Consider the following 24,913-nt stretch of genomic DNA (forward strand, 5'->3'; position numbering starts at 1 on the left):
CGCCTTTTACCAGCACTGGCACAGGGCAGTTTCCTGGTCTTCAGCTACTTTACGGTGTATGCGGAGCTTCCATGTCCTGTATTCCAGGGCATTGAGAAGTTTTTTACAGGCGACCTTTATATCGGGTTCAAGAATGAAGTAACCACCGAAAACGTCTCCGGCAATCTGGGTCAGAATGCTGTAAATCAAATCAGAACCTTCCACGGGAGGCATTGTACCTACATGGGTGGGCAAGCCGATGGTTACGCACCAGGTACCGATACTGGTGGCCTTACCGCTCATTGCCTCCGGGGCGGATGCAACGAAAGGCACCTTGGGAGTGTCAACGCCGAGATCGTCTGCCATCAACATAAGCAATTCTGCGGCGCGGGAGTTGTCCACGCAGGAACCTATATGGAATACCGGCGGCACTCCTGTGTTGAGATTTGCCTTTTCCGTAATGCGAGCCAGGAATTTTTTCAACCCGTCTCCGCAGTATTTATCGACATTGGTAGGATCCATCAAGCCGGCTTTAGCACAGGCCTGGGCATGGCACCCGGTGGAAATAACGAACACGTCGTTTTTAAGCATTTCCTTGGTGATTTCAATGTGCGCTTGGTCCTGGAAGGTTTTTAAGTTATTGCACCCGGCCATCAGGATGACACCGTTGAGTTCGCCGGATAAAATGGCATCATTGAGGACTCTTACTGGATTGTCGGGATTTACGGTCTTAAATAATTCAAAAAGTGCTTCGAGGCTCCAGCCCGCCACTACTTTGTTTTTGACGTTGGGAATGTGGACCGGGCGGGCGCCGCGTTCTTTATAAGCCTCAATGGCGTGCTGGATAACTTGCTTGGCGTTTTCCATGGCCTTGGATTCCTGGTAGTCTATATGAATGGTGCCGGGGTTCTTGACTATGTCGGAAGTAGTAATCAGCCTGGTGCCGAAGCACTGAGCTACAGTGTTCAGCCCGGGCATGATGCACTGGACGTCTACCACCATGGCGTCTACCGCACCGGTGCAAATGGCCAGTTCTTGTGAGGAAAAAGAGGTAACCAAAGGAATGCCCTGGCGCATCAAAACTTCATTGCCGGTGCAGCAAATACCGACCAGGTTGATGCCCTCGGCCCCTGCTGCCTTGGCTTCGTCTTCCATCTCCTTGGCAGCGGCTACAACCATTTCGCTGAGTAACGGGTTATGACCGTGCAGTACTATATTAACTTTTTTGGGGTCCAGTACGCCCATGTTGGCTTCGCTGACAATGGGTTTGGGGGTGCCGAATATGATATCGGAAAGGTCGGTGGCAATCCATTTGCCGGCCAGGTCGGCCAAACCTACCCGTACAGCGCTGAATACCAGGTTGACCGGGTCGTTATCCATACCCACGTGGGCCTGGGTTACAAGGTCGGAAATGGTGGCGTGGATACCGTGGGGCATTACGTTGTTGAATCTATAGACTTCATTCCTCTTATCGGTAACCATTTTGGTTATCCAGGTGGTTTCTCCCTCGCCCTTCAGGCGCCTGAAATCATCACATGCCTTATGAGCCAGTTCTTTAACTAATGTTTGAGTATCTTTGCCTTCCGTTTCAATGCCAACCTTATTGCAAATGCGAACCAATTTTTCTTCGTCTTTAATTCCGTAATCCGGGGCCTTTCCTTCGGCAATCAGTTCCAAGGTGTGGGCGATGTGGTTGCCGTGTTGGGCGTGGGATGCACAGCCTGTCAGAATCATCAAGCCAACACTTCTGGCCACAATAGTCCAGGAGTTAGCCCCGCAGATACCTCTACTGGCCGGGCCTTCATCCGACTTGATACGGCAGGGTCCCATCATGCAAAAACGGCAGCATATGCCCTTGTAGCCGAATTGGCACTGGGGCTGCTGGGCTACTGCCCGGTCAAAAGCCGTAACAACTCCTTGTTCTTGGGCAATGTCTATCATTTCAACTACTGCGGGGTCTATAGAGCGTTTAATATTTTTAGGATCAATAACCCTTGGGGTTTCGCCTGACGGCCTGCATGTCAGGCTGGGATCTCTAAACCTTGGCATTAATTTGACCTCCTTTGAATTATGCTTTCCTTTGCACTATTAAATAAATGCCGGAGACTTTTACCCTTCCTTCCCAAAAACCACCTGCCTTCTCCCAAAGTTTGTGCGACTAGTTTTTGCTAAAGACATTATTATTCATGTTAAACCAGCAATAGAATTTTGGGCAAATGTTAAATAATCCTGTACAGCTTCAAAATTATGAAATATAGTTTAAATATGCTGGTTAAGCTATCAATAACATAATTTCATAATTAATCATAATTTTTTTAATGTTAATAAAAGCTGTAAGGATCACGGGTTTACAATGGCTTAACAAAAAAAATTATATGTGATAGTAAAAGGCAGGGAGTGTTGTCCCTGCCTTTTTTCAGGCCGGTATTACCGTATTTGATATTTTGCTTCAGGACATAATAACCCATAGGGGTGAAATAAATGGGCTTTAGAACTAAGATACACAAGTGGTTGATACATTTTTGGGAGGAACCTTTTTTTAAGGTGGAATTGGCCAGGGTAGAAATGTCTAAAAAACTTTTATTATTCGATAATGAGAATGGGAGAGAAGGTAAAGATTAACTTGTTAAAAAGGATCATGTTATAAAGCCCGACCTGGTCGGGCTTTATATATTTGCAACTACATTTGTGGGGCAGAGGGTTGGGAGATTTCGGACAGGGCCTGTCCGGCTTCATTTTGATAGATGTCCTGTACAGCCAAATCTCCCAGGGATATTATGCCGGTTAATTTATTATTTTCAACTACAGGAAGGCGGCGAATTTGATGCTGTGCCATTAAGTTAGCGGCTTCGTGAATATCCATTTGGGGAGTTCCCGTAACTACATTTCTGGACATTACTGACTCTACTTTTGTAGTGGCGGGATCAAGTCCCTGGGCTGTGGCTCTTAGTGAAATATCCCTGTCGGTAATAATCCCCACGCATTCCCCGTTTTGTACTACCGGTACCGAGCCCACATTGTAACGGCTCATTATTTGTGCTGCTTCTTGTACTGACTGCTGCGGGCTTACCGTGGCAACATTTTTAGTCATAATTTCTTGTAAAGATTGAGCCATTGAGATCCCTCCTGCTGGTTTTGTTGGGTTTGCATCATGTTTAGTATACCTGTTGATTGAAATATTTATGCGCTGGTTATAAAATTTTTGGTGTTATAAGTGTCTCATTCTATCAGCTTGCTTAAATGAATTAGATAAATAAATGGACCTGAAATTAATGCGAAAAATAAAAAGGAGTATATAAGAATAAAATAAACTGATAAGTTAAATATAATCTTGCTTATTAAAATTTATTATGATAAATTGTATATGATTAATTATTAAATAAATGGAGGATAAAACTTAAAATGGTCTTTATTGAATATAATGCAGGGAAGGGTAGTTTAAGGCCTGGTTCAGCAAAATTAACAAAAACGCATTTAATTTTGAGTGCCGATTTGCAGGATAAAATGGATAAACCAAATGTTCAAGTAGCGTATGATCCTGAAATCGAAACTATCAGATTAAGAGCGGTTGAAAACGGTGGCTTGAAAATAGCTAATGGAAAAATTCAAAGTAAAGGATTTTGTAAGTATTTTGGAATAACCAAGAGGGGAACATTTAATGCTAAATGGGATGATAATGAAAAGGCAGTATTTATAACATTAAAAGATGCGGGGGGAAAAGATAAAAATATTAAGGCAGAAGGGAAGTAGAAGGGGAAGTCGTCCTTCTATTTTTTTCGTTAACCAGCAGATATATTGACTCCCTCGATGTTGGCAGGTTATGTATATAGAGCTTTTTGCAAAATTAATCAGTCTCAATGGCAATTTAATACATTATATATCATCAATTTAACGCCCCACTAAAGGGGCGTTGTTCACGCTGGTGCTGTTTACCGTTTAAATCTTTTTTGCCTTTTTTATTTTGCCCGGAACTGTTTGCAAAGTTTGAAAGAGAGTGTGGCAAAGTGATTAATGTTTTAGGCATACAACTGGCTAACCGAAATGCTGTATCTAAAAAAGATACAGATTATAATCTTGAGCGGGCCAGGGAACTCATATTAGATCAACCGGGCTATGATCTTTATGTTTTGCCGGAACTTTCAACAACAGGTTATGGGGAGCAAACTTTTGCTCACCTGTCCCATCTGGCTGAAAACATTAATAACGGGCCCAGTTTTGCATGCTTTTCCTCCCTGGCGAAAAGGCTCAAATGTCATATTTGTTATGGTTTTCCCCGTATAACCGGCAAGGGATATACCATAGCCCAGGCAGTGGTAAATACCTCAGGTGAAATAATAGCCTTATATGATAAAATTCATATTGCCCAGTTTGGCCGTTCTATGGAAAAAGTTTATTTTGTCCGTGGGAATAGAATACGCACCTTTCGGCTGGGTTCCGTTTCGGTGGGTATCATTATTTGTTATGATATCAGGTTTCCGGAGTTAACCAGAAAAATGGCTTTGTCTCATGGAATTGACCTCTTGTTGCATCCCGTCGCCTTTTTCCGGGATAATTCCTACCCCAGCTGGCATCATTTCGTGATAACCCGGGCACTGGAGAACCAAATTTACCTGTTAAGTATTAACCGCGCCGGCAAAGATTTCGGCCAGTCAATATTTTGCCCCCCTTGGATAGATTTTACGGTCCGGCCCAAAGTGCTGGGTGATGGAGAGCAAATTGTGTCCTGTGAAATTGATTTAGATTTCATTGCACAGGTAAGAAAGGAATATAACTTCAGGGCGGACCGCCTGAACAATTATTAGGCTCAATAAACTTTGGAAGAAGAAAATTTTCCCAGAAGATAGAAAATAATTTGCAGATTATATCTGCTAGTTGACGTTAGAGGTAAAAAATGTAGAATATTATTTGTGTTTAGGTAGAGGCGAGGCCTCTGCCCGCTCCAGCCTCATGGTACATACTTTTTAGGCGCTCCGGATGGGGCGTTTTTTTGTTGTGTTGGCTTATCAAATAGTTTTTGCTGGATTATGGCCATGACAGTTGTTATCACTAATTTCTGGTGCGAATATATAAAATTATACCTGTAAGGGTGCTCATAATTAACGCCAGGGCGGTTAAATCGGCAATTATCGTAAAAGATCTCCCAAAGATTCTAATTGCGTGTAAGGTTTTAAGGAAGCTAGCCCTGGGATTTGACCTGTATTCGCGTGGATTAACACCTGCCGTGCTTTTAGAACCAAAGCGTGCCTTCTGCAAAGCCGCTTTTTTACCGGCCTGTCCTTGCATGTACTGTACTTTCTCAAGTGGGCCAGATTGTATTTGATGATTCAATAATAAGCCCGTTACAGCCACATTCAGGAAAAATACAGCCGCCAGCAGGCCGAAAATACGGTGAATTTTTCGAATCGTGCGCGTGCTGAACAATTGCTTAACCTCCCTGGTTGAATTGTAAACCTTATTTGTTTTATATTATATGAGCATTTCTTTATTTTAAAGATGCGGAAGGAGGAATAAATCCTCCTGGTTTAAATGGGCTCGGGCCGGATCTTTTTGTTAATCGGTTTCAAGGATGAGAAAAAATTATAAATTTATGTTTATCTGGGAGGAATTGGGGTATCGAGCAAAAAATTCAGGCCAAACCGGCGTATTACGTGGGCGGTTGTTATATATTTTCTTCTCTGTGGGCAATCTAAAACTGATTTTCACAGGGAAGGAGAAATTTTATTGTTTAAAGAATTGGAAGAAATTTTAACCAGAATTCAGGAACTGCGGAAGAAGTTACAAGATGTGGCGAAGGATAAAGGCCTGACTGACCCGGAAGTTATAGCGGTCAGCCGGATGCTGGATGTTGTGTTGAACGAGTATGAACGGTTGTTGAGGGAGAAAGGAAAGAAGTAAGGCTTTCTTTGAGTGCCTGTCTGCGCAGTTCCCTCAAAAAGAGCAAATGAACTGCGAACCAAAACCGGCGTAAAGTCTGGTATACCGCCCTAGAAGGGGCGGTTTTTAGTTTGACGTGATCTGTGGCTTTATAAGGCGGAAGCAAAATAAGGGTAAAGGAATTTTTTAATGCAAATTATGGAAGACTTATAGTTTGTTACTTTAGTCCCATATATTTAGGATAATAGATTTATTTACATGACCCAATTTCTATACTTAAATAAAAATAAGAATTTATAAGTAAAAAATTGTAACTTTTTGGGCAGATATGATGAAATTAGAAGAAATACGAAAACGATTAATTTCATATGGATATCACCCTGACGAAGTTGAATATGCAATTATAGAAGTTCTTCAGTATAAAAAACCTGAATCTTTAAGCAAAATGGATTTAAAGATATTAAGTAATATGTTAGAGGAAAGAATGCAAATAACTAGAGCTGAAACTAAAAAATATTCTCTATTAATGAAATAAGTACCATGTTGCTACTATATCAATTTTATTTTTATCAGTTCCCTCCCCAAAAAAGTTACTTGTTAATGACCTCTTTCCGCAAGGAAGGAGGTTTTTCTTTATCTAACGTGGTCGGAATAAGTCAGTAAATTTAGGTCATAGCTAAAGACAAAAGGAACGAGTCTTTGGAAGCCCTGAAAAGATTATTTGCCTGGCCACCATGGAAGCGGCAGAAAATGGACCATGTCGGTCAGGAATTGGAAGAAAACTGCATATTCCAATTCGCCATCTACTTTGGCGACAGGTTGGAAGCAGAAATGATGACCATATAATGAGTTTATCGCTTTTGTTCTCCTCAGGGATAGCAGTTGCTTGGAAATAGGGAAGAAAGGCAGCTTTAATGCTGTCCCTGCTGCTCCCGGCGGAACCCCACCAGGCGCTCGGGTTGCTCTCCAGCATTGCCTTGTCCTCCTGGGTGGGTAAGGGGAGAGTGATGTAGATGTGCTGTTCGATAAAAAATAAGCTTCGGCAAAATGCCGGGATTTTTATTTTTTAGGGAAGCGAAAATGTAATGAAAAAAGCAAATAATATGTCCGGGACGGTGAAGAATGGTATACGAGCATTCCTGTAATCATTTGAATCGAAGTTGACCATTTAAAAGACTTCCTGGTAAAAAGAAATAGAACCCACACTTGCCAGGAGATCTGAGAAAAATTGATAAGATTGGTATTTCGAACCGATTGCTTAAATTCCGTGACAGGGGTAGACTTATACAAGATAATGAATTAGCTAAAAGATACAAAATATGGGAGATGAGAGTTATGTTTTTTAAAAAGCAACAGTCAAAGTCTTCTATGGATAAAAATACCAAAAACGATAAGGCAGATTTTATTTCTGCTGTAGCAACTTTTTCTTTAGCTCATTGTGAACTTATTTCTTTTCATGCCATGCTTAAAGTGCAAGAAATAACACAGAAGGCGACCGAACTTGCTTCATCAAGCCAAGAAATGTCTGCAATGACTGAAGAAGTTTTATCCTCTGTTCAACAGATCAATACTTCAATGCAACAAGTTACTGCTGAAGCAGAAGAAGGTGTAAATAAGATTAATGAACTTGGTGAGCTTGGCAAGCAAACCGAAATAGTATTGCAGGAAATGGTAAATAATGTTGAGGAATTAAGTGATCATGTAACACATATTGATGATATCAGTCAAAATGTATCGGATATAGCAGACCAAACCAATTTGCTGGCATTGAATGCTGCCATTGAAGCGGCCAGGGCAGGGGAAGCTGGTAGAGGTTTTAATGTTGTTGCAGAAGAAGTTCGCAAGTTAGCCGGTCAAACCAAGGATGCCGTTACCAATGTGAAACAGACTTCTGACCAGATGAACGCAAAAGCATCTATCACGAAGAGTAATATATCAAAAGTTCAAGATACCTTTAAACAGTACTTAGATAGCTCTAATAGCATAAGAGAAATTATCCAGGAGAATACCAAACAAGCTGAAGAATGTGCAGTAATGGTAGAAAATATTACAGGTGCTATGCAACAGCAAACTAATGCTGCGGAAAATCTAGCTAATATATCTCAAAAACTGACCGAGACCTGTGAATTTATTAGTAACTTGCTAAAAAATGAAGCTAATCATTTGGTTAAAATAGTAGCTCCTATCTTAAAGGTATCTGATAGTAAATCAACAATAAACATTCTAGCCGCAAGGTTAGTAGACCATGCCAATTTTGTAAGAAACACAATAGCTGAAGCAGGAAAAGGTACAAAGATTGCGAACCATACCGAATGTGCTTTTGGAAAATGGTACGAAGCTAACAAAGCCAGGTACGGTCATTTAGAGGCTTTTGTAGAAATAGATGAACCGCATAAAAGGGTACATGGTGCTGCTGAAAATTTAGCCAGGGAATGTACGGCGAAAAATGTTGAGGATTTAATGAACGCTTCGGGTGATCTCTTGAAAGCATTCGTGAAGTTATATAATGCATTTATATAGAGAAGCCAATACTAGAAGAAAGGATTATTTCTGGCATAAGGGAGTATAAATCATTTTGTATAAATCTCATCTTTTAAATTTGTTATCCTTGAAGAGAACCAAAGCGTTAAACTCTTGGGGCGAAGCTTCAACAAGTGGTCATGATACCGGCTTCGCTCCACCATTTGTAAAACCACTTGCAAAAACAAAGGCGGGACTACCCGCACATATGTTCAGATAGTACAGGGCTACCGGAAAAACGGCAAAGTGCGCCAGAAAGTAATTGCCAACCTCGGGCGGCTGGAAAAACTGCAGGAGGGTGAAATCGATAACCTTATAGAACACCTCGGTAAGATTTCCAAAGAAGCCTGGATTAAAAGCCGCCCGAAGAATATTGTAAAACGGCCTTTTTGTGCCTTAAAAAGTTCAGTGTTTATGCGGGTTCCTGGAATCGGGGTGTCAAACTTGAGGAGCGCCGTGCTAAGCTTTCGGTAAGCCAGCAGGTTGAAACGTACCTGCCACGGCAATTTCCCATTCACCGTGAAGTCACCGGGCAAACGTGCAGGGGTGACCCGAAGCGTTAAGCTGCCCGGAAAGGCCGAAAGGTCGAGACGTGATGCGGGCCGTAGCGCAAGCGAACCCGAGGTGGCCCCGAAAAGACAGCTGCTGTCGGCGACCCTGCCTCAAGATGGGGAAGCCTGACACTTGCCGTGAAGTAATGGGAACATGCAGCGGCAAGGACAGCCGTGGTGATTAGGGGCGGCACGTATCAAAGGCTTACTGAAGGAACACGGGAGGCCTTTCAGGGCTTGAAGGTGGCACCTTCAAAGGCCGGGATATAAGGTTCGAGCGGCCGAAATTCCCAGCCTGCCCTGGAAGGAGTCGGAGGTGTCCATAGTATCTGTGAAGGCGGGACAACATAACCCGCCGGAGAAAAGGGACACTGCTTCACCAACGTTTACATGTTAAGGAGGGCCGCCGATTGCTTAAAGAGCTAACACGGTCACGAGAAAAAGTCCGAACCTTACAGCGTAAACTTTACATCAAGGCCAAGCAGGAAAAAGGATTTCGCTTCTACAGCCTCCATGACAAAATATACCGGGCAGATATACTGAGATGTGCGTGGCAGCAATGTCGGGCTAATAAAGGTACTCCAGGTGTTGACGGCGTAGATTTCGAAACCATTGAAAAGACTATCGGTGTGGAAAACTTTCTCCCCCAGATAGCAAATGAACTGCGCAACAACTCCTACCGCCCTTCACCGGTAAAGCGGGTATATATTCCCAAGCCTAACGGTGCCCAAAGACCGCTAGGTATACCTACGGTAAAAGACCGGGTTGTCCAAATGGCCTGCCTGCTGGTTATTATGCCAATCTTTGAGCCAGACTTTCTAGACTGTTCCTACGGCTTTCGGCCCAAGCGAAGTGCCCATCAAGCCATAAACGCCATCACGGAAGATATTAAACAAGGATTTACTGCAGTTTATGATGCAGACCTCACTAAATGTTTTGATAGCATTCCGCATCAGAAGATAATGGATGCTCTGAAAGAACGAATCGCCGATGGTAAAATCCTGAATCTGATACGGAGGTGGCTTACTGCCCCAATAGTAGAGCCGGGTGGCCCCAAACAAGGGAAAAAGAACTACCAGGGTACACCGCAAGGAGGAGTTATATCCCCGCTATTGGCCAATATAGTTCTCAACAAACTGGATCAGGAATGGTATCGGCCAGGTGGGCCGGGGGAAAAATACAATGCCCGGCTTGTGCGGTACGCGGATGACTTTGTCATACTAGCCCGCCATATTGGTACCCCAATTAAAAATGAAGTTGAGCGTATCATTTCCGGCTTGGGTCTAGCCCTAAACGAAGAAAAGACCCATATACTGGACCTTGAAGCCGGAGACACTCTTAATTTTCTCGGGTATAGCATAAAACTGGGGCAAGGTAAAGGCCGCCCTATACAGCTTAAGCCGAGCAATAAAGCACTTGCCAAAATCCGGGGCCGCATTCGGGAGATAATCTCCCGTGAACGTCTTTACCATGGTATAAAGGGCATTATTGCTGAAATAAACCCGGTATTGAGGGGATGGAAGCAATACTTCAAGCTCACCAATGTAAGCCGAGTGTTCTGGAAATTGGATTTCTACGTTACAGCTCGATTCTACCGGGTGGGCCTTAAAACCAGCCAGAGATACAGCAAAACCTTTAAGCCAGGGGTCTACATTACTCTGAAGAAAATGGGGTTATACAGTCTGGTCTCGGGCTGACCTGCGAATGCCTGATGTGAATGGTGTCGGATAGCCGTATGCGGGAAAACCGCACGTACGGTTAGATGAGGGGCCATCTGGTACTGCAACCATGGTTGGGTTAGTGAGGCACTCCCAGAGGAAACGGGGAGCGAACGGATAGGCTTGACCTAAAGTTGTTCTTACCAGGGCCTACTCTACTTAAACAACTAAAAGAGATGGAGAAAGGGGAGGGTTAAGAAACGGTGGAACAAAAAATCCTTGACAAGATACGTAAATTGTTGGCACTGACCAAAGCACCTATCAAGAGAAAGCTCAGGCCGCCTTATTAAAGGCTCAGGAATTGATGGCACAGCACGGGCTAACCATGGCAGAAATCCAGCAAGATAATATCCAAGACAAACAGGTGGTAGACGTTTGTATTTAAAAAAAACGTAGAAATACTTGGTACGAAAAGAGTCTATCTGCTGTTATTGGAGAAAACTTCCGACCTACACTTGCCTGGGTCGTGGGATTTACTTTATCGGCTTAAAAGAAGATGTGGAAATAGCCAACAGCATTTAGGATTCGCTATATCTTCAATCGGGACAATTCCCCGAACCTCCAAACGGTCTGGATACACCCACAGCTTAACTTGTAATCTGTCAAGTAATTCCTCCCAAGTCATTACTCTCTGTGGGAATCCGACCGTTAAATGTTTTTCATCGTGAACTTTCACAAAAGCAATATTCTCGGTAACAGTATTCTCATCCGGCTGATAGCGGACATCAAATAGCTCTCCCTCAATCGCTTCTTTGACTACAGCGATATTTTGTTCTAGCTTTGTAAGATTTTCCATCTCCGGCCAGTAATGTTCATACCGCTTGCGAATAGCAAGTTCCTGTTCCTTCAATTCATTGATTTGCCGTTTATACTCTTCATGAGACAAAGCTCCATCAACATAAACTGTAGCAAGCCTTTTCTGTTTTTCCTGTAACTGTGAAATCTGCTCCGTTATAGGAGAGAGTAGGGTTTCTAGTTCTTCCTTTCTGCGTTCCAGCGAACCGACATACTCATCAATAGCTTTACGCATCTGGTCTTTATTTTGAAGCATATCAATAATTCGTTTCTTGACTTCTGTGGTAACTGCTTCACCATCAAGGACTGGAATGGTACACCTCGGACTGCCGTCAAGGTGGTGCTGTTTAAGTTTTCCGTTACACTTAAACACCAGCTTCGTCCCTTTGTTATACATAGTATCGTGAAACGGGCGCTGACAGAGACTGCAGAAGATACGTCCAGCAAGTATCGGCTTGGGTCTCTTGCGATTAAACCCTCCTCTTGACTTAACTCTCTTTTCCTGTGCTTTTTCCCACAGCATCTTATCAACAATAGGTGGGAAGTCTACTTCAAACCACCCATCAGTTTTTTCCTTTTTCACTTTTTCAACTTGTTCTGGACTTAACTGCACTTTATCACCCCTCCAGAGATAATTTGTTCCAGCGTATGCAGTATGAGTAAGAATACGCTGGATTGTAGCGTCACTCCAATGTGCCTGCATCTTACCGGCGCGTCCTTTACGAGTTTTACGAAGTTGATTAGGCGTGGGTATTCCTAAACTCGGTTAACTTTTCCGCAATCTGTACCATACCCATAGGTTTTCCTGTTTCGTCTCCATAGACATACCACTGGTAAATGAGTTTGACTATCCTCGCTTCATCTTCAACATTTTCCCATTTTTCCTCTTTATCATTCCACCTATAACCTAAAGGTTGAGAACCTCCAGCGAATTTTCCAGCTTTCGCTAACTTTTTCTTACCGGTTATCGTTCTTAATTTGATAACTTCTCTTTCATACTCTGCAAAGGTAGCGAGGATATTTGACTGTAGCTTACCTTCGGGAGTATCATCGTTAGACCCCTGCACGAAAATAAAACCATCACCTTTGATACCGCAACGTCTTACCTTTCGCGCTTCATCTCTCAACGCGGCAAACAACGCAAGAGAGCGGGATAGTCTATCCTGACGGTAAACAAAGATAGCATCATATTCTCCTGACTGGTATTTCTCCCAAAGTTGATGAAGCACTGGTCTTTCATCTATACCCAGTGCTCCGCTGTAACCGTCTTCTTTGAAAATGTCTTCTTCTGTAACGTGATAACCTCGTCTTCGTGCTTCCTCCATACAGATTTCAGCTTGAGTATCAAGAGAGGTTCCATCTGCTTGGTCTTCTGTGGATACCCTGCAAAGTATCGCAGCTCGTTTTGGTAATCCCTTCATAGTACCACCTTGTTCTTAGCCTATATTTACAAACGATTGAACAAACTTATTTTTCATTTTCCTGTAAGACTCTGTTTGGCAAGTATAAATAACGAATTTGGCAATTAAAAAATACACAGTTTGGTTGCCATCACGCAATTTAAAGTATATTCCTTGGAGAGCCTTTGAGGCTAAAATCCATGTTAGCAGGCGGCGCCGAAGGGTAGCCTTGACGGCCGGGGCCCCCGCATGTGGTACAATGGTGATTCCGGCGGGGTTAGTTATAATGACATATTCCCCGGAGCCGCCCCGTCGGCACCCAATAATCAGTCAAGGCCGCCGCTCCCTTCGAAAAAAGGTTAAATCCCGCGAATTAGTTAAGATAAAGTGTTTTTTGTTTGGCTTCTTTCCTCCGGCATGGCCGACAGCGCTTTTTGCAGGCGATAGCTTTCACCTTCAAAGGCCAGTATGTGAGCATGGTGGACCAGCCGGTCAATCAGGGCGGCCGTAAGCCGGTTGTCACCCAGTACTGTATTCCACTGGCCGAATTGCAAGTTAGAGGTAACGATTATGCTCTGGCGCTCGTAAGCCTGGGCCACAACATTAAACAACAGTTCCGCCCCGTCACGGTGCAGGGGCACAAACCCCAGCTCGTCAATTATGACAAGATCTGCTTTTTTCAAAGCATCCATTGCTTTGCCTAAACGGCCCTGGCGGTGGCTTTCCAACAAGGTGTTTGCAAGGTCAAGACAGCGATAAAAGCAAACCGTTTTCCCTTCTGTGCAAGCCTTGATTCCCAAGGCGATAGCCAGATGGGTTTTTCCCGTGCCCACGGCCCCCAGAGCCAATACGTTTTCGCGGCGTTTAATAAAGCTGAGGTCCGTAAGATCAGTTATGGCGGTATTCTCCGGCAGGGTAACCGGCTGCCAATCAAAATCACCCAGGGTCTTATGCACAGGGAAGCCGGCTTTCTTGACCAGGCGCTTGATTTTGTTGGCCCAGCGCGTCTCCAGCTCGACCTTAAACAGGTCGGTAAGGTACTGTTCCCGGTCACTGTAGGGGATGTCCAGGTAAATCCGGGGCACTTGAGCAAGTTTCAAGGCCTTACACTGTTCTTTCAAAGACGCTCCGGCCATGGGGTTTCACCCCCTTCCTTCCGGGGCACCAGCAGGTCATAGACGTTGACCTGGGGCATATATTGCCGCACGCTGTCCGGTGTATAGTTTTCGTTTAATTGCTCAAGGGGCTTGTCCGGGTTGGCAGCCTGGTACAGTAAATGCCGGATAAAGGCCTGGTCTGCCCACCGGTGGCTTTGGGCTTTCTCAAGGGCCCCAGAAATTAAGTCCATGGTGAATTTCTCTTCCAGCAGGGTATGGATGAACTTAAGCCGCTCCCGGTATGCTGAGGGGTTCCCTTGTTCCAGATAGTTGCGTACCGGCTCGGTAAGAAAACGGTACATGGTGGCGTGTCTTGCCCCCCTGGGCTTTTTGATAAAGATGCTGAAGTATCCCCTCCAGTCAATTGGCTTGGTTTTCATGGTGTACTCCCGGGGAAAAGTGCCCAGGCACTGCTGGTTCCGGTCCAGGATCTCTACCCGGTCCCACCACAGCTTTAGCAGGACCGTATCCCCAATCCGGGCACCAGGGATGTTGTAAACTTCGCCCTGACAGGTGATCTTGCCGTATTTGCCCACCCGGGCGGTTTCAATCTCCACCGCTTCAAAGGGAACCGTGGGCAGGGGCAAAAGAGCCTTTTTCTCTTCTTCCCAAAGCTCTGCTATGGGTACGCCCTTGGCGTAATGGGTGCGGTTCAGGTCTTCCAGGGCTTTTTTGTAAAGTTCCCGGGTTAGTTGTTCGAAGCTTGATATTTCCCGGTAGGGTACCAGCCAGTTGCGGCGGGTGTAACCGACCTTGTTTTCCACATTGCCCTTTTCGTTGCCCTTGCCCCTGCTGCAGAATTCCGGCTCAAACCGGTAGTGGAGCATGAACCTGGTGAAGGCTTCGGTTAGTTCCCGTTCTTCCCCCTTACCAATTCGAACAACGGCCGCCGGGAGGTTGTCAAAGCGAATGCGCTGGGGAACACCGCCAATCATTTCAAAAACCTGGATCATGGCGTGGAGAAAACACTGGGTATTCTCGCTGGGTACCGGAACGCAGAAGCCGGCATTGCTGTAGGGAAAGGAAAAGGCAAGGTACTTTGAAACTATGAAACTATGCTCGATAGTCGCAAACCCAATAATATCAATAGTTTACTGAGTTGCAGTATTTCACAGTTTCATTTTTATGAATTCAAAACTATGACCCTATTATCACCTGATACGTCGAAAATCCAATAATATCAACGTATAGAAGGATTACAGGTTATTACTCCACTAAGATTAAAACTCTAACTGGAGTTTGACATCTCAGAATGAGAAGTCCTTGCAAATCAAGGGTTGAGGGTACTTCCAGATTTTAGACCCCCTTTTGTTGTAACACGTGCTTAACCCAGCAACGACAAAGCTTTTCGGAGTCACTGTCAAACTCAAGTCTAACCTCGATAGATTAAACTATGACCAATACTCTCTTGTGGTAGGTATGTTTAACGAAGAAAGTTCCTTCACACGTTCCTTCCTGTTCCTTATAAAACTGGAAAAACGGACGCAACAGTCCGCTTTCAGGTGGTTATTATTGATTTAATTGCCTGCCCAGTTTCGACTCCGATTGGCGACATAGTGAAAAAAACTGTTTACCCAGGCATCTTTACTGTGTTAATAATTTCAATGATTATTTTAAAGGTTGTTTTTGTTTGGCTTAAGGTGTTATTAGAAACAACTGTTGTTGTGTATAGTAAAATATGATACAATGTTAGGAGAAAAAGAAATATTTGTAAAGGAAGTGATAATCAATGGCGTTTGAATCAAGCTTACCTGCTTACACAACAATAGAAAATATACTAAAACTAATTAATGCCTTAAGACTAAAAAACAACGATGAGGAAGAGGCTAAACCTCTATTTGGTATGGGTGATTCTGCTTTTAGGAATACAAAATCTGCATTACGGAGCTTTGGAATTATTAAAGATTCAAACATGGATTTTACTGATGTAGGACGTCAGATTGCTTACGCTGAAAATGATGAGGAAAGGAAAAACATTATTTTTTCAATAGTATTGAATTATCCTCCTTATGAGTCTTTGTTACATAATATTGCTACAAAAGAAGAGGCAGAAACAGAACTCAGTTCAATTATTGGGTTTTGGGGAAAGTTTGGGTATGGTAGTACTGAACGAAATAGAAAAGACGGTGCAAGCTTATTTGGTAATATTATAGAGTACATTGGGCTTGGTAGATTTATAAAAGGGCGCGGTAAGTTTCCAACACGAATCGTCTGGAACCCGAATTTTAAATCTAAACTTCAAGACAGTACTACCCAGACTCCTGATAAACCAGATAAAAAGCATGACGAAAATTCCATACCTCAAAGTGAAACTGAAATGTTTGAAAGAAATACTGTTAACGAGATACCAAAACACAAAAGAGAAACAGCTTATTTTAATCCAGTTGATTATTTAAACACAACTCAAGGCCCAAGTATAATAATCAAGGTTGATATGACAAGTTGGCCAGAAGAAAAGATTAAAAACTTTTTCAAATTTGCATATGGACACTTCGATATTGAGGATGAGTAATATGGCGTATAAATTACCTTCACATAATGTTCCATTGATTCTGGTTGCTGACATTGTTACTTTTTTAGGCGCGTATCGAAATAGTACAATAGAACAAATATGTAATTTTACAGGTAAAAGCGTTTCTTATGTCAGGAGTGGGCTGGCTATTGCAAGTATCTTAGGAATGATAAGGCAAAATAATGAAGAATTCATAGAAGTTGCTAAGGAGTGTTCTAGTTTACTAGGAAGAACACCTAATCAAGAAGCTAAAATTACTGTAGTAAGGAAATATCTTCAGCAGTGGGAGCCTTTTATTATATTTCTAAGATTTTGTTTAAACGGTGATTCCTTGGATGATGCATCAAGAAAAGTTTATGTATTGTTTGATTTTCAAGGAAAAGATTCTAGATTTTTAAAAAACCTATTTTTGTCTTGGGGCACTACAACAGGAATATTTCGTATAAATGATAATCGACTAACATTGTCTGATGAAATAAATATTGAAACAAAAAATATTTCCAAAGATATTTTATCTCTAGATGAAGATATGGCAATTCGATTAGAAGTTGCCAAAGTATTGGGAGAAGAAACATTTTCTTATCTCGGTCATGATGAAATATACGAATTGATTGACGCATTTAAGAAGCAGAAAAAGGACCCCAGAGGGGCTATCGAATGTGCTGGGAGAGCATTTGAAGACTTCTTAAGGCAGATTTCAATTGACGTCGGGATAGACGTTACTAAAGCTAATGGTATTGGTCAGGTCATTAATAGGCTATATAATAACAAGGATGATAAAGGCATATTAGATAATAAAGTGCATCATAAACATTTTTCTATTGGAAGTGCTATAGGCGACATTAGAAATATGGCAGGACACAGTAAAGAGTCAAAAACAATGGAAAGATGGAATTTAACGGAAAACGCTAGTCGAGCTTATATATACTTAATTTTAAGCGCTATTAAAAGCATTTATTTGTACGTAAAAAATAATGAATATCTTTTTTGAATAATAGGAGTTCATTTCTATGCTATATACTTGAACACTGGAGACAACTTAAAGATACGATAAAAGAAGCAAACTGTCCTAAAAGAATTCGAAAACCGGAGGATGATCCGTTGATGCAAATCACAAGCATTATGTTTAAACTGCGCAATGATAGTATGCTTAGCTTCTTTTGTCACATATAGGTGGGACATATAACCAGCCTTTTGATTTGCCGTAGGAGGTAAGTTTATCATATAGATTTATTTCTATTTCTAGCATTTTAATAAACATGTTTTTTAAATGTTCTTTTTCGACCGCTAATATACTTTTTGTTTGCTGAATTATAAAATTTTGTATTCCCGAATAAATAATGCGAAACATTACTTCATCTCGTAATATTTCAGTATTAGTAGGAGTGTTTGCTGACTTTGGTGGTCTTGGGGGTAAAGGAATAGCAAAATAATTCATTTGTTTTTCGATAAGTTCTATTTCATTATTGAGGATTTTTAATCCCATAGTTAATATGGCTTTAAAATCGTTATCGTGGGCGAAGTTCTGAAAAATTTGTGTTATTTCTAAAGTATCATATCTCTGAGCAAGATGTTGCCATAAGCAAAATACCTCCCCGCAATGGGGTTTTTCTTTTGTATTCTTGCAAAATGAACTTATAAATTGCATTATATAACAACACTCCTGTGAGTAGTTTGTTACAGTTCTATTTATGCTTAAGCTTAGTTTGAACCATTGACTAAAATTTATTCAAATTTGTATCGAGTTATTACACACAGCAAAGAAATTGATTACTTGTTTAGGATGTGCAGAAAAAGGTGGTGCTAATGCAAGTTAGATTTGAAGCATTAAAAGCAGGTAGTTGCTGTTTGCGATAAAAACCTATCTACAAATTCGCACCTTGTCGGGATCTAAACATGGCGACTATTTATACCAACCTAGATAACTTTAGCAAACGGGAGTTCTTGTTATTGAACTTCTAAGGTCAGTATCTTGTTGTCTAGCCATAGCTGCATCAAGTGAGCTTCCAGCATATTTGTCGCCGCAATCTCAGCTATAAATTTATTTCTTTCCTGAGTATCTTGCTCCAATTGAGATACAAGTTTTGAATACCCCTCGTGAGATTTCTTTTCAATAAAACTATAGGCTTTTAACAATTCCTTGGTGTCGGCTACGGTGTTTAAGGCAATACCAAATAATTTTCCAATTATGTCTCCACCATCAACTGTCATGGAGGGTTTCCCGCCGAGGTTGCGAATTATGTTGTTAATTTTAGCAATGTGCTCTTCTTCAACCTCCATAAACCGCCTAAAGGCTCGCTTAATTTCTTTATCCTCGTATTCCATAAAGTTTTTATACATACCTAGGTGGCCATGTTCGAGAGTTAAAATTTTATTAAATTCTTTTATCAATTTCTTATCATCCATAAACTTATACTCCCATCAGGTAATATTTATATTATTGTTTCAATAATTTGTGTTTCTTATTACCTTATTTGCTCCTTGTCCTTAATTGTTGAGGATAACAAAGAAAATACGCCTTGTGCGCTGCTGCCGGGAGGGATTGAGAGTGGTAATTAAAAACGGCTTCTGGATACGGCGTCCGCGGAGGTCGGTTCGGGTGGTAAGGTGCCGGGCCCTGCTCGGCGGGCTGAAGCGTTTATGGTAACAACCTGGTTAAAAGGGGGATGGGGATGAACGCGGAAGTATTCCGGCAGACTGAAGGCTTGTTATATCGCTACTGGAAAAAGAAAATGCGAATTGAGAGGTTGAAATCAATTATCCAGAAGATACACGACCAGGCCGAAGAGATAAAGGGGAACTTTCCGAGGCCAGCCCTGTCCCCCGGGTTGTGGCCAGGTACAGGGGGGACGGGAGAACAGTTCCGGTCGGCAAGTCGAAGGGACTGGAGGACGCGCTGGCCGATTATGATTCCCTTATATCTGACCTTCAGGCACAATGCGTGAGATTACGCCGGCGGGAGTGGAGCTTAAGGCTCCGGGTGATTATACAGGAAAGCAGGCCAGGGAAACACCACCTATCGGGCGAGAGAAACACGGTCTGCTTTTAGTTTTGCGGTTTAAGGTGATCCGGGGAGCCGTTGGAGGAATAGGGAGAATGCCTAGACGTCCAAAGAAACCCTGCGCTTATCCTGGTTGCCCGGAACTAGTTGAAGCCGGGACACGGCACTGTGAGAGGCACAAGAAGCAGGAGCGGAAAAGGTACGACCAGCAAAGGGGAACGGCGGCGCAGCGGGGTTACGACGCTTGGTGGAGACGGGCAAGAGAGATGTTCTTAAGGCATAACCCGCTGTGTGTTGAATGCCAGAAGCAAGGTAGAATTACGCCTGCAGCAGTGGTGGATCATATCATTCCGCACAAAGGGGATCCCGAACTGTTTTGGGATAAGAATAACTGGCAGGCTTTGTGTAGGCAGTGTCACGATAGAAAGACCGCCAAAAAGGCCTGGGTGGCGGGAGTAAAAAATAAAGACGCTCTCATAGAGCGTCTTTGAGCAATATAAACAAAAAAGGCTGCGATAATGTCACAGCCTTTTTTGTGAGGGTTAAAACTTAAACTCCGTTTGTATCTCTTCGCACAATGTGCGAGATTGGAATGGTGTCGGAGGCGGGACTTGAACCCGCACGGGTTACCCCACACGCCCCTCAAACGTGCGCGTCTGCCGATTCCGCCACTCCGACACATCATTTTTTTTTGCCGTGCAAAGACAATTATAACAAATATGCCTTTCTAAAGCAAGAGATATTTCATGGAATGTCCGTGTCAAGATTCAGTAGGTATCTTTTAACATGAGACCTCACCGCTTAAAACATTAGTTTTACGGCGGCGGCCTTGACAGCCACCCCGCATGTGATATAGTTTCAGTACCGACGGGGCGGCTCCGGGGAACATGCTGCATACTTTAGCATACCCCGCCGGCTTGTACATTTTATCACATGCGGGGACCCCGGCTGTCAAGGCTACCCTCCGGCGCCGCCTGAAAACCTCAAAGGCTCTCCAAGGAACATGCTTTTACAAAAGAGCAGAAAAGCTGGGACGGCTAAGTTCACGTAAAACATACTTAATCCACAGCCGGTCAGCAAAAGGACCCTTTAAAGCCGGAACAGACGCCTGCAGCCATTTTTCCACATCCTCTGTTTTTTGTTTTTCGACTGGCTTTAACTGCGCAATTTCTCTCAATTTCCGGTGTTTCACCGGCCAGCGCAAAGTATAATTGCCAAGCTCCCCGTTTGCCTTAGCGGCCAAAACACGGGCCATCCGGTCTCCTCCAGGGATTGTCCACCTGGCTCCCAGGCGTTTCATCCGCCGGGCCACGTTGTGTTGAATCTGCCCTTCAATGGTGCCCAAACGTTTTGCTCCCGGCGAGGCAGCGATCCCCGCCCAGTTTTCCTCAAGATAATGCAGAAGTTTGGTGATCCTCTTCTTCCGGTTGCCCCTGGTGTTTTTTGCTGCTTCCGTAAGAACTCTTTGGGTCTCCTCCCAGTTACCCTGGGAAATGGCCAGGGCCACCTTCCGGTAGGTTTCTTCGTCGTACCAGAGGGCCTCGGTTAAATGCCTGCTCAGGTGGTATGGGTCTAAGCGATACACAGCGCCGGGAAAGTAATCAATTCCCTGCTTGGACCAGTCTGCCCCGTCGCCGCCGATGAAGATCCTTTCGGTTTGGCTCAGGTCCCATTTTCCCCCGGCTACGGCATAGTTTTCTTCCCAGGCTGCCTTACCGTCATTTAGGCTGCTTAAAACAAGCTTGTTTTTCAGGGCGAAGCGACCTTGGCCAATTTGTTCCTTCCCTTCGTAGACGACCATATGCTTAATTTCTCCTCTTTTCTCTTTTGTCTTCTGCAGGCGGATTATCACTCCGTCGGCTTCGATACACAGCTCCGGGGTTACCTCTTTCCCGCCGGGAGCTTCGCCCTTTTCAAAAACCGCTGCCCTTTTTTCTTCTCCTTCTTGCTGCAAGACTTCTCCCACTTCTTGGGTAGCCTGCCAGACGGTCATGGGACTTAGGCCGGAAACAAGGTGGTTTAAGATCTCGGCGGCACGGGCAAAGGAAAGTTCGGTGCTTAGTTTGACGGCCAGTTCTTTTAAACGGGGGGTGATCTTGGCCCGGGCTGGCCAGCCCAGCAGCTCGTCTAAAAAGAATTTGGTTTCCCCGGTTTTTTTGTTCCTGTACAGGCGCCTTTTGAAGAGAAATTCCCCAAAGGTGCTTACTGCTGTTTTAGCCCGAAAGCCGACCACTTCCCAGGTGCTCCGGTCACGTTCATTCATCAGGCGGGTATCGATCTGTTCCAGGGCCCAGGTGAAAATTTGGTTGCAGACTGCCTGGCACAGCTCATGGATGCCTTTTTCAAGCTCATAAAAGTCTTTGCACTCGCCAATTAATTTAGTTAGGCCAGAACCGAATAGAAGGACTGCCCCCACTATGTGGCGAATATTTAACATGAGACCTCGCCCTCCTTTAATTTCCGTTGGAGTGTTTTTGGGGTGAGGTCTCATTTCTATTTCTAGGAGGTTGATTTCCTTCTGGTGCCTACTGAAATTTTACACGGCCTCATGGAATTTAAATCATATTACTTGGAATAAAGAAATTTATAAATCTTATAAGTTGTTATCACTTTTCGCACAAAATTACGGGTTTCGGGAAAGGGGATTTGAGAAATCGCAAGCTGTTTTTCATGCCAGTTTTTTTCAGCCAGCCACTTTCTCACGTTTCCACGGCCGCCATTATAGGCGGCCAACATAGGCAGGATGTTGCCGTCGAATTCTTCAAGCAAGTTTGCCACGTACCAGGCTCCGAGGCGAATATTGGTTTCCACATCGTAGAGTTGGTCCGGGTGAAAGGACTCTATGCCTGTCTGATTTGCAATCCAGGTTCCGGTTTCGGGCATTATTTGCATCAGGCCCCTGGCTCCCTTTTTCGAGCGGGCCCGGGGATCAAAGTTACTTTCATTTTTAATAATGGCAGCCAGGAAAAGAGGGTCCAGGTTATGTTCCCTGGCATATTTTTCGATTGTTTGCCGGTAGGGGAGGGGGTAGAAAAAACGTCCAATATCCTTGATATTTAAAGCTATGATTATCAAGGTAATTAAAAAAAGTAACCTGCCTGATTTTAATTTTCTTCTGTAGGTGACTGCCAAATATTATCACTCCCGGGTCTTATGGTTGTTTAAAATTATGCCTGTCAAACAGGTAAAATGTTATTAAGTCATAGAGCTTTGGCGTTGGATTACATTTTCCCATAGTTCTTTGACCCGGTTGCGGGTTTTTTCCAATGAACCGCTATTGTCTATCAGGCGATGGGCTTTCTTTATTTTTTCTGCCTGGGGCATTTGGCTTGCTATCCGGCTGCGGGCCCGTTCTTCGTCAATATTGTTCCGCTTCATGATCCTCTGAATCTGAACCGGCATGTCCACCGTTACCAGCCAAACCTCGTCTACCAGCTTTTCCATGCCGGTTTCAAATAATAGCGGTGCTTCAATTATTAAAGCCGGGGCCTTCGGGCCCCGGTTGTTTTTATATCGAGATATGGCTTCCTCCACTTCCTGAATAATAAGCGGGTGCATTATTGAATTTAGTTTTTGCCGGGCTTCGGAATCTTTAAAAACGATATCCGCCAAAGCCTGGCGGTTTAAAGTACCGTTCTTATGTAATACCTTTGGCCCGAATGTATTAACAATTTTCTCCAGTGCGGGCTTTCCCGGTTCTACAATGGCCCTGGATATCTCGTCCGTATCTATGACTTCGGCCCCCAGGCCTTTTAAATACCGTGCCAGTGTACTTTTGCCGCTGCCAATGTTTCCGGTCAATCCAATAATCATGTATATCACCATTATAAATTATAGCTTTACGGGTAAATATTAAAAATCCCCAGGGCAATTAGAATGCACCCCGGAACTGCACTTAACTGCCTTCCCAGTGCCGTAGCTGCCACGCTCCTTCCTAAAAATAGCCCGGTATAAGTGAGGAAGAGATGCCCGGCCCCTACAATGACGGCTGTCAGCCAGACGGAAAAACCAAACATGGATACCGCAAATCCTGCTGCGAAAGCATCCATTGACAGTGCCAATCCTAAGAGAAGAGCTTCCCCGGGAGAGATTACCCCCGACCGGTCCAGGTCGGCCCGGGTGGGCTCCCGCAGTACCTGTATCACCAGTCCAAGGGAGCGGATGTGAATTTCCATTACCGGGGAGTGTATTTCTTCGGGATTTAACGTTTTTTTTCGGTGGTCCCGCAGAGATTGAATAAGCACCCAAATGCCGGTGCCCATTAGCAGGATACCGCCCAGGCGGTGAGCAAATGTTTCTGATATATAGTTTGCCAGGGTGTGTCCTGCCAGCATGGAAAGAGTTATGGCTGCCATGGACATACAGCTGATAATTAATACTGAAATCAAGGGTAACTTGATATTACGAACTCCGTAAGCCGTTCCGGCCCCAAACGCGTCCATGTTTAGTGCCAGGGCAAATAAAACCAGGGTCAGCAATTCCATAAATTTATGACTTTCCCTCCTTTGCTTTTGGCTACGTAAACATAAGTATGGAGGGAAAGCCTGAAACGTGCCTGACCCAGCTGTTTAATGATTTTTTTGACAGCGGGGGCAAAAATAAGTACTGCGCCCGCCCAGCTTTACTTTGGAAATAATGGTCTTGCATTCCAGGCAGGGTTGACCTTCTCTTCCGTAAACACGCAGCAATTCCCCGTAGTTACCGGCCCTGCCGTCGCCGTTTACGTAGTCACGGAAAGTTGTACCGCGGTTTTCAATACCCTCACGCAGTACATCCTGTATAGCGTGGTAAAGGTTGGTAACCTCCCTTGGATTTAAGGAACTGGCCATTCGTGCAGGGTTTATACGGGCACGATGCAATGCTTCATCTGCATATATATTTCCAAGGCCGGCAATAAATGTTTGATCCAGTAAAAGACTTTTTATTTTTGCCCGGTGTTTGCGCAGCTCCCGTCGTAAGAAATTGCTAGTGAAATTATCACTAAGGGGTTCAACCCCCAGGTCTTTTAGTCCCGGAACCGTATGAAGGTTATCCGAGGGAGTAAGAATGATTCTGCCGAATTGGCGCACATCAATAAAGTGCAGTTCCTTTCCATTTTCAAATTTAAATATTACATGGGTATGTTTACCCGGGCAGGAGGGTGACATGTATAAAAGTCTCCCGGTCATGCGCAGGTGAATTACCAATGTAAGGTCGCCGGTTAGACGAACAAGCAGGTATTTACCCCTTCGTGACAACCCGGTAATTTTCTTCCCCAAGATTTGCCGCTTAAATTTTTGGGGATCCTCCAATCGAATAATTTTCGGTAGATATACACTTATCCCGGTTATTTCGCGGCCTACCAGTTTATTTTCCAGAGATCGTTTAATTGTTTCCACTTCCGGTAGTTCGGGCATATTAACATCT

At 43.7% G+C, this 24,913-nt stretch carries 27 protein-coding genes, 1 tRNA gene and 2 pseudogenes; 14 read left to right on the plus strand and 16 right to left on the minus strand.

What is annotated here, in order from left to right:
* Nucleotides 1-6: 6 nt before the first annotated feature.
* Nucleotides 7-2,028: an anaerobic carbon-monoxide dehydrogenase catalytic subunit gene (gene cooS / locus ACX4JR_RS04440; RefSeq protein WP_476059841.1), complete on the minus strand. Its 2,022-nt coding sequence runs from the start codon at nucleotides 2,026-2,028 to the stop codon at nucleotides 7-9.
* A gap of 432 nt (nucleotides 2,029-2,460) precedes the next feature.
* On the opposite strand from cooS, the gene ACX4JR_RS04445 reads away from it, so the two are divergent.
* Entirely contained in the window at nucleotides 2,461-2,601 is a 141-nt protein-coding gene (locus ACX4JR_RS04445; RefSeq protein ID WP_476059842.1) for a hypothetical protein, read from the plus strand.
* Between the two features lie 58 nt (nucleotides 2,602-2,659).
* On the opposite strand, the gene ACX4JR_RS04450 is transcribed toward ACX4JR_RS04445, so the two are convergent.
* Nucleotides 2,660-3,094: a CBS domain-containing protein gene (locus ACX4JR_RS04450; protein ID WP_476059843.1), complete on the minus strand. Its 435-nt coding sequence runs from the start codon at nucleotides 3,092-3,094 to the stop codon at nucleotides 2,660-2,662.
* A gap of 287 nt (nucleotides 3,095-3,381) precedes the next feature.
* Here ACX4JR_RS04450 and ACX4JR_RS04455 point away from each other — a divergent pair, with 287 nt between their 5' ends.
* Nucleotides 3,382-3,729: a hypothetical protein gene (locus tag ACX4JR_RS04455; protein ID WP_476059844.1), complete on the plus strand. Its 348-nt coding sequence runs from the start codon at nucleotides 3,382-3,384 to the stop codon at nucleotides 3,727-3,729.
* Between the two features lie 254 nt (nucleotides 3,730-3,983).
* Nucleotides 3,984-4,781, plus strand: a complete 798-nt coding sequence (locus ACX4JR_RS04460; protein WP_476059845.1) for a carbon-nitrogen hydrolase family protein — start codon at nucleotides 3,984-3,986, stop codon at nucleotides 4,779-4,781.
* Between the two features lie 244 nt (nucleotides 4,782-5,025).
* Here ACX4JR_RS04460 and ACX4JR_RS04465 read toward each other — a convergent pair whose 3' ends face one another.
* The gene (locus ACX4JR_RS04465) at nucleotides 5,026-5,400 is read right to left on the minus strand and encodes a PepSY-associated TM helix domain-containing protein (protein WP_476059846.1); all 375 of its coding nucleotides are present in this window, start codon (nucleotides 5,398-5,400) and stop codon (nucleotides 5,026-5,028) included.
* 300 nt (nucleotides 5,401-5,700) lie between these two features.
* On the opposite strand from ACX4JR_RS04465, the gene ACX4JR_RS04470 reads away from it, so the two are divergent.
* The 7 genes and pseudogenes from ACX4JR_RS04470 to ACX4JR_RS04500 all read left to right on the plus strand — a co-directional run bounded on the left by ACX4JR_RS04470 (nucleotide 5,701) and on the right by ACX4JR_RS04500 (nucleotide 11,027).
* Nucleotides 5,701-5,874 (plus strand): Spo0E family sporulation regulatory protein-aspartic acid phosphatase, encoded by a 174-nt coding sequence (locus ACX4JR_RS04470; RefSeq protein WP_476059847.1) that lies wholly within the window; start codon nucleotides 5,701-5,703, stop codon nucleotides 5,872-5,874.
* A gap of 307 nt (nucleotides 5,875-6,181) precedes the next feature.
* Nucleotides 6,182-6,388: a hypothetical protein gene (locus ACX4JR_RS04475; protein WP_476059848.1), complete on the plus strand. Its 207-nt coding sequence runs from the start codon at nucleotides 6,182-6,184 to the stop codon at nucleotides 6,386-6,388.
* Between the two features lie 175 nt (nucleotides 6,389-6,563).
* Nucleotides 6,564-6,699: pseudogene (locus ACX4JR_RS04480) on the plus strand (IS256 family transposase); the annotation flags it as partial.
* A gap of 489 nt (nucleotides 6,700-7,188) precedes the next feature.
* A complete protein-coding gene (locus ACX4JR_RS04485) occupies nucleotides 7,189-8,373 on the plus strand; it encodes a methyl-accepting chemotaxis protein (RefSeq protein WP_476059849.1) in 1,185 nt (394 codons plus the stop codon).
* Between the two features lie 246 nt (nucleotides 8,374-8,619).
* Nucleotides 8,620-8,847 (plus strand): hypothetical protein, encoded by a 228-nt coding sequence (locus ACX4JR_RS04490; RefSeq protein WP_476059850.1) that lies wholly within the window; start codon nucleotides 8,620-8,622, stop codon nucleotides 8,845-8,847.
* A gap of 487 nt (nucleotides 8,848-9,334) precedes the next feature.
* Nucleotides 9,335-10,621: a group II intron reverse transcriptase/maturase gene (ltrA, locus tag ACX4JR_RS04495; protein WP_476059851.1), complete on the plus strand. Its 1,287-nt coding sequence runs from the start codon at nucleotides 9,335-9,337 to the stop codon at nucleotides 10,619-10,621.
* A gap of 256 nt (nucleotides 10,622-10,877) precedes the next feature.
* Nucleotides 10,878-11,027 carry a DUF2786 domain-containing protein gene (locus ACX4JR_RS04500; protein ID WP_476060469.1) on the plus strand — a complete coding sequence of 50 codons (150 nt, stop codon included), beginning with the start codon at nucleotides 10,878-10,880 and terminating at the stop codon, nucleotides 11,025-11,027.
* Between the two features lie 93 nt (nucleotides 11,028-11,120).
* On the opposite strand, the gene ACX4JR_RS04505 is transcribed toward ACX4JR_RS04500, so the two are convergent.
* From ACX4JR_RS04505 to ACX4JR_RS04520, 4 genes are all read right to left on the minus strand, one after another.
* Nucleotides 11,121-12,140, minus strand: coding sequence for a recombinase family protein (locus ACX4JR_RS04505; RefSeq protein ID WP_476059852.1), 1,020 nt, complete (start codon nucleotides 12,138-12,140; stop codon nucleotides 11,121-11,123).
* Nucleotides 12,141-12,177: 37 nt separating this feature from the next.
* Nucleotides 12,178-12,858: a recombinase family protein gene (locus ACX4JR_RS04510; RefSeq protein WP_476059853.1), complete on the minus strand. Its 681-nt coding sequence runs from the start codon at nucleotides 12,856-12,858 to the stop codon at nucleotides 12,178-12,180.
* Nucleotides 12,859-13,214: 356 nt separating this feature from the next.
* On the minus strand, nucleotides 13,215-13,973 hold the full coding sequence (istB, locus tag ACX4JR_RS04515) for an IS21-like element helper ATPase IstB (protein WP_476059854.1): 759 nt from the start codon (nucleotides 13,971-13,973) through the stop codon (nucleotides 13,215-13,217).
* On the minus strand, nucleotides 13,955-14,947 hold the full coding sequence (locus ACX4JR_RS04520; RefSeq protein ID WP_476059855.1) for a Mu transposase domain-containing protein: 993 nt from the start codon (nucleotides 14,945-14,947) through the stop codon (nucleotides 13,955-13,957). Before ACX4JR_RS04520 ends, istB begins: the two co-directional genes overlap by 19 nt.
* A gap of 776 nt (nucleotides 14,948-15,723) precedes the next feature.
* On the opposite strand from ACX4JR_RS04520, the gene ACX4JR_RS04525 reads away from it, so the two are divergent.
* Together ACX4JR_RS04525 and ACX4JR_RS04530 are read left to right on the plus strand one after the other, a co-directional pair.
* On the plus strand, nucleotides 15,724-16,506 hold the full coding sequence (locus ACX4JR_RS04525; RefSeq protein ID WP_476059856.1) for a hypothetical protein: 783 nt from the start codon (nucleotides 15,724-15,726) through the stop codon (nucleotides 16,504-16,506).
* Between the two features lie 34 nt (nucleotides 16,507-16,540).
* Nucleotides 16,541-17,497, plus strand: a complete 957-nt coding sequence (locus tag ACX4JR_RS04530) for a hypothetical protein (RefSeq protein ID WP_476059857.1) — start codon at nucleotides 16,541-16,543, stop codon at nucleotides 17,495-17,497.
* A 159-nt stretch (nucleotides 17,498-17,656) separates the two neighbouring features.
* Here the strand turns inward: ACX4JR_RS04530 and ACX4JR_RS04535 are convergent, their stop codons facing one another.
* Both ACX4JR_RS04535 and ACX4JR_RS04540 read right to left on the minus strand, forming a co-directional pair.
* A complete protein-coding gene (locus tag ACX4JR_RS04535) occupies nucleotides 17,657-18,154 on the minus strand; it encodes a DUF3231 family protein (RefSeq protein WP_476059858.1) in 498 nt (165 codons plus the stop codon).
* A gap of 299 nt (nucleotides 18,155-18,453) precedes the next feature.
* Nucleotides 18,454-18,912 (minus strand): ferritin-like domain-containing protein, encoded by a 459-nt coding sequence (locus tag ACX4JR_RS04540; protein WP_476059859.1) that lies wholly within the window; start codon nucleotides 18,910-18,912, stop codon nucleotides 18,454-18,456.
* A 266-nt stretch (nucleotides 18,913-19,178) separates the two neighbouring features.
* Between ACX4JR_RS04540 and ACX4JR_RS04545 the strand changes: the two genes are divergently transcribed.
* Both ACX4JR_RS04545 and ACX4JR_RS04550 read left to right on the plus strand, forming a co-directional pair.
* On the plus strand, nucleotides 19,179-19,451 hold the full coding sequence (locus tag ACX4JR_RS04545) for a hypothetical protein (protein WP_476059860.1): 273 nt from the start codon (nucleotides 19,179-19,181) through the stop codon (nucleotides 19,449-19,451).
* Entirely contained in the window at nucleotides 19,444-19,998 is a 555-nt protein-coding gene (locus ACX4JR_RS04550) for an HNH endonuclease (protein WP_476059861.1), read from the plus strand. Before ACX4JR_RS04545 ends, ACX4JR_RS04550 begins: the two co-directional genes overlap by 8 nt.
* Before the next feature lie 102 nt (nucleotides 19,999-20,100).
* Here ACX4JR_RS04550 and ACX4JR_RS04555 read toward each other — a convergent pair.
* The 7 genes and pseudogenes from ACX4JR_RS04555 to mutM form a co-directional block, all read right to left on the minus strand.
* A tRNA-Leu gene (locus tag ACX4JR_RS04555) sits at nucleotides 20,101-20,185 on the minus strand.
* A gap of 103 nt (nucleotides 20,186-20,288) precedes the next feature.
* Nucleotides 20,289-20,462, minus strand: a complete 174-nt coding sequence (locus ACX4JR_RS04560; RefSeq protein WP_476057841.1) for a hypothetical protein — start codon at nucleotides 20,460-20,462, stop codon at nucleotides 20,289-20,291.
* Between the two features lie 54 nt (nucleotides 20,463-20,516).
* Nucleotides 20,517-21,944: an ISLre2 family transposase gene (locus ACX4JR_RS04565; protein WP_476057840.1), complete on the minus strand. Its 1,428-nt coding sequence runs from the start codon at nucleotides 21,942-21,944 to the stop codon at nucleotides 20,517-20,519.
* Nucleotides 21,945-22,072: 128 nt separating this feature from the next.
* Entirely contained in the window at nucleotides 22,073-22,639 is a 567-nt protein-coding gene (locus tag ACX4JR_RS04570; RefSeq protein ID WP_476059862.1) for a lytic transglycosylase domain-containing protein, read from the minus strand.
* Between the two features lie 63 nt (nucleotides 22,640-22,702).
* Complete coding sequence (gene coaE / locus ACX4JR_RS04575; RefSeq protein WP_476059863.1) at nucleotides 22,703-23,332, minus strand: dephospho-CoA kinase; 630 nt, start codon at nucleotides 23,330-23,332, stop codon at nucleotides 22,703-22,705.
* Between the two features lie 14 nt (nucleotides 23,333-23,346).
* Nucleotides 23,347-24,015, minus strand: a pseudogene (ytaF, locus tag ACX4JR_RS04580) (sporulation membrane protein YtaF); the annotation flags it as partial.
* 60 nt (nucleotides 24,016-24,075) lie between these two features.
* Nucleotides 24,076-24,903: a DNA-formamidopyrimidine glycosylase gene (gene mutM, locus ACX4JR_RS04585; protein ID WP_476059864.1), complete on the minus strand. Its 828-nt coding sequence runs from the start codon at nucleotides 24,901-24,903 to the stop codon at nucleotides 24,076-24,078.
* Nucleotides 24,904-24,913: the final 10 nt, after the last annotated feature.

It is taken from the genome of Desulfofundulus sp. JL263-se (assembly GCF_056316025.1).

Bases quoted from the DNA above. Each gene is read 5' to 3' on its own strand.
- cooS (WP_476059841.1), bottom strand. From the start codon at position 2,028: ATGCCAAGGTTTAGAGATCCCAGCCTGACATGCAGGCCGTCAGGCGAA.
- ACX4JR_RS04445 (WP_476059842.1), top strand. From the start codon at position 2,461: ATGGGCTTTAGAACTAAGATACACAAGTGGTTGATACATTTTTGGGAG.
- ACX4JR_RS04450 (WP_476059843.1), bottom strand. From the start codon at position 3,094: ATGGCTCAATCTTTACAAGAAATTATGACTAAAAATGTTGCCACGGTA.
- ACX4JR_RS04455 (WP_476059844.1), top strand. From the start codon at position 3,382: ATGGTCTTTATTGAATATAATGCAGGGAAGGGTAGTTTAAGGCCTGGT.
- ACX4JR_RS04475 (WP_476059848.1), top strand. From the start codon at position 6,182: ATGATGAAATTAGAAGAAATACGAAAACGATTAATTTCATATGGATAT.
- ACX4JR_RS04485 (WP_476059849.1), top strand. From the start codon at position 7,189: ATGTTTTTTAAAAAGCAACAGTCAAAGTCTTCTATGGATAAAAATACC.
- ACX4JR_RS04505 (WP_476059852.1), bottom strand. From the start codon at position 12,140: ATGCAGGCACATTGGAGTGACGCTACAATCCAGCGTATTCTTACTCAT.
- ACX4JR_RS04510 (WP_476059853.1), bottom strand. From the start codon at position 12,858: ATGAAGGGATTACCAAAACGAGCTGCGATACTTTGCAGGGTATCCACA.
- istB (WP_476059854.1), bottom strand. From the start codon at position 13,973: ATGGCCGGAGCGTCTTTGAAAGAACAGTGTAAGGCCTTGAAACTTGCT.
- ACX4JR_RS04520 (WP_476059855.1), bottom strand. From the start codon at position 14,947: ATGATCCAGGTTTTTGAAATGATTGGCGGTGTTCCCCAGCGCATTCGC.
- ACX4JR_RS04525 (WP_476059856.1), top strand. From the start codon at position 15,724: ATGGCGTTTGAATCAAGCTTACCTGCTTACACAACAATAGAAAATATA.
- ACX4JR_RS04535 (WP_476059858.1), bottom strand. From the start codon at position 18,154: ATGCAATTTATAAGTTCATTTTGCAAGAATACAAAAGAAAAACCCCAT.
- ACX4JR_RS04540 (WP_476059859.1), bottom strand. From the start codon at position 18,912: ATGGATGATAAGAAATTGATAAAAGAATTTAATAAAATTTTAACTCTC.
- ACX4JR_RS04545 (WP_476059860.1), top strand. From the start codon at position 19,179: ATGAACGCGGAAGTATTCCGGCAGACTGAAGGCTTGTTATATCGCTAC.
- ACX4JR_RS04550 (WP_476059861.1), top strand. From the start codon at position 19,444: ATGCGTGAGATTACGCCGGCGGGAGTGGAGCTTAAGGCTCCGGGTGAT.
- ACX4JR_RS04565 (WP_476057840.1), bottom strand. From the start codon at position 21,944: ATGTTAAATATTCGCCACATAGTGGGGGCAGTCCTTCTATTCGGTTCT.
- coaE (WP_476059863.1), bottom strand. From the start codon at position 23,332: ATGGTGATATACATGATTATTGGATTGACCGGAAACATTGGCAGCGGC.
- mutM (WP_476059864.1), bottom strand. From the start codon at position 24,903: ATGCCCGAACTACCGGAAGTGGAAACAATTAAACGATCTCTGGAAAAT.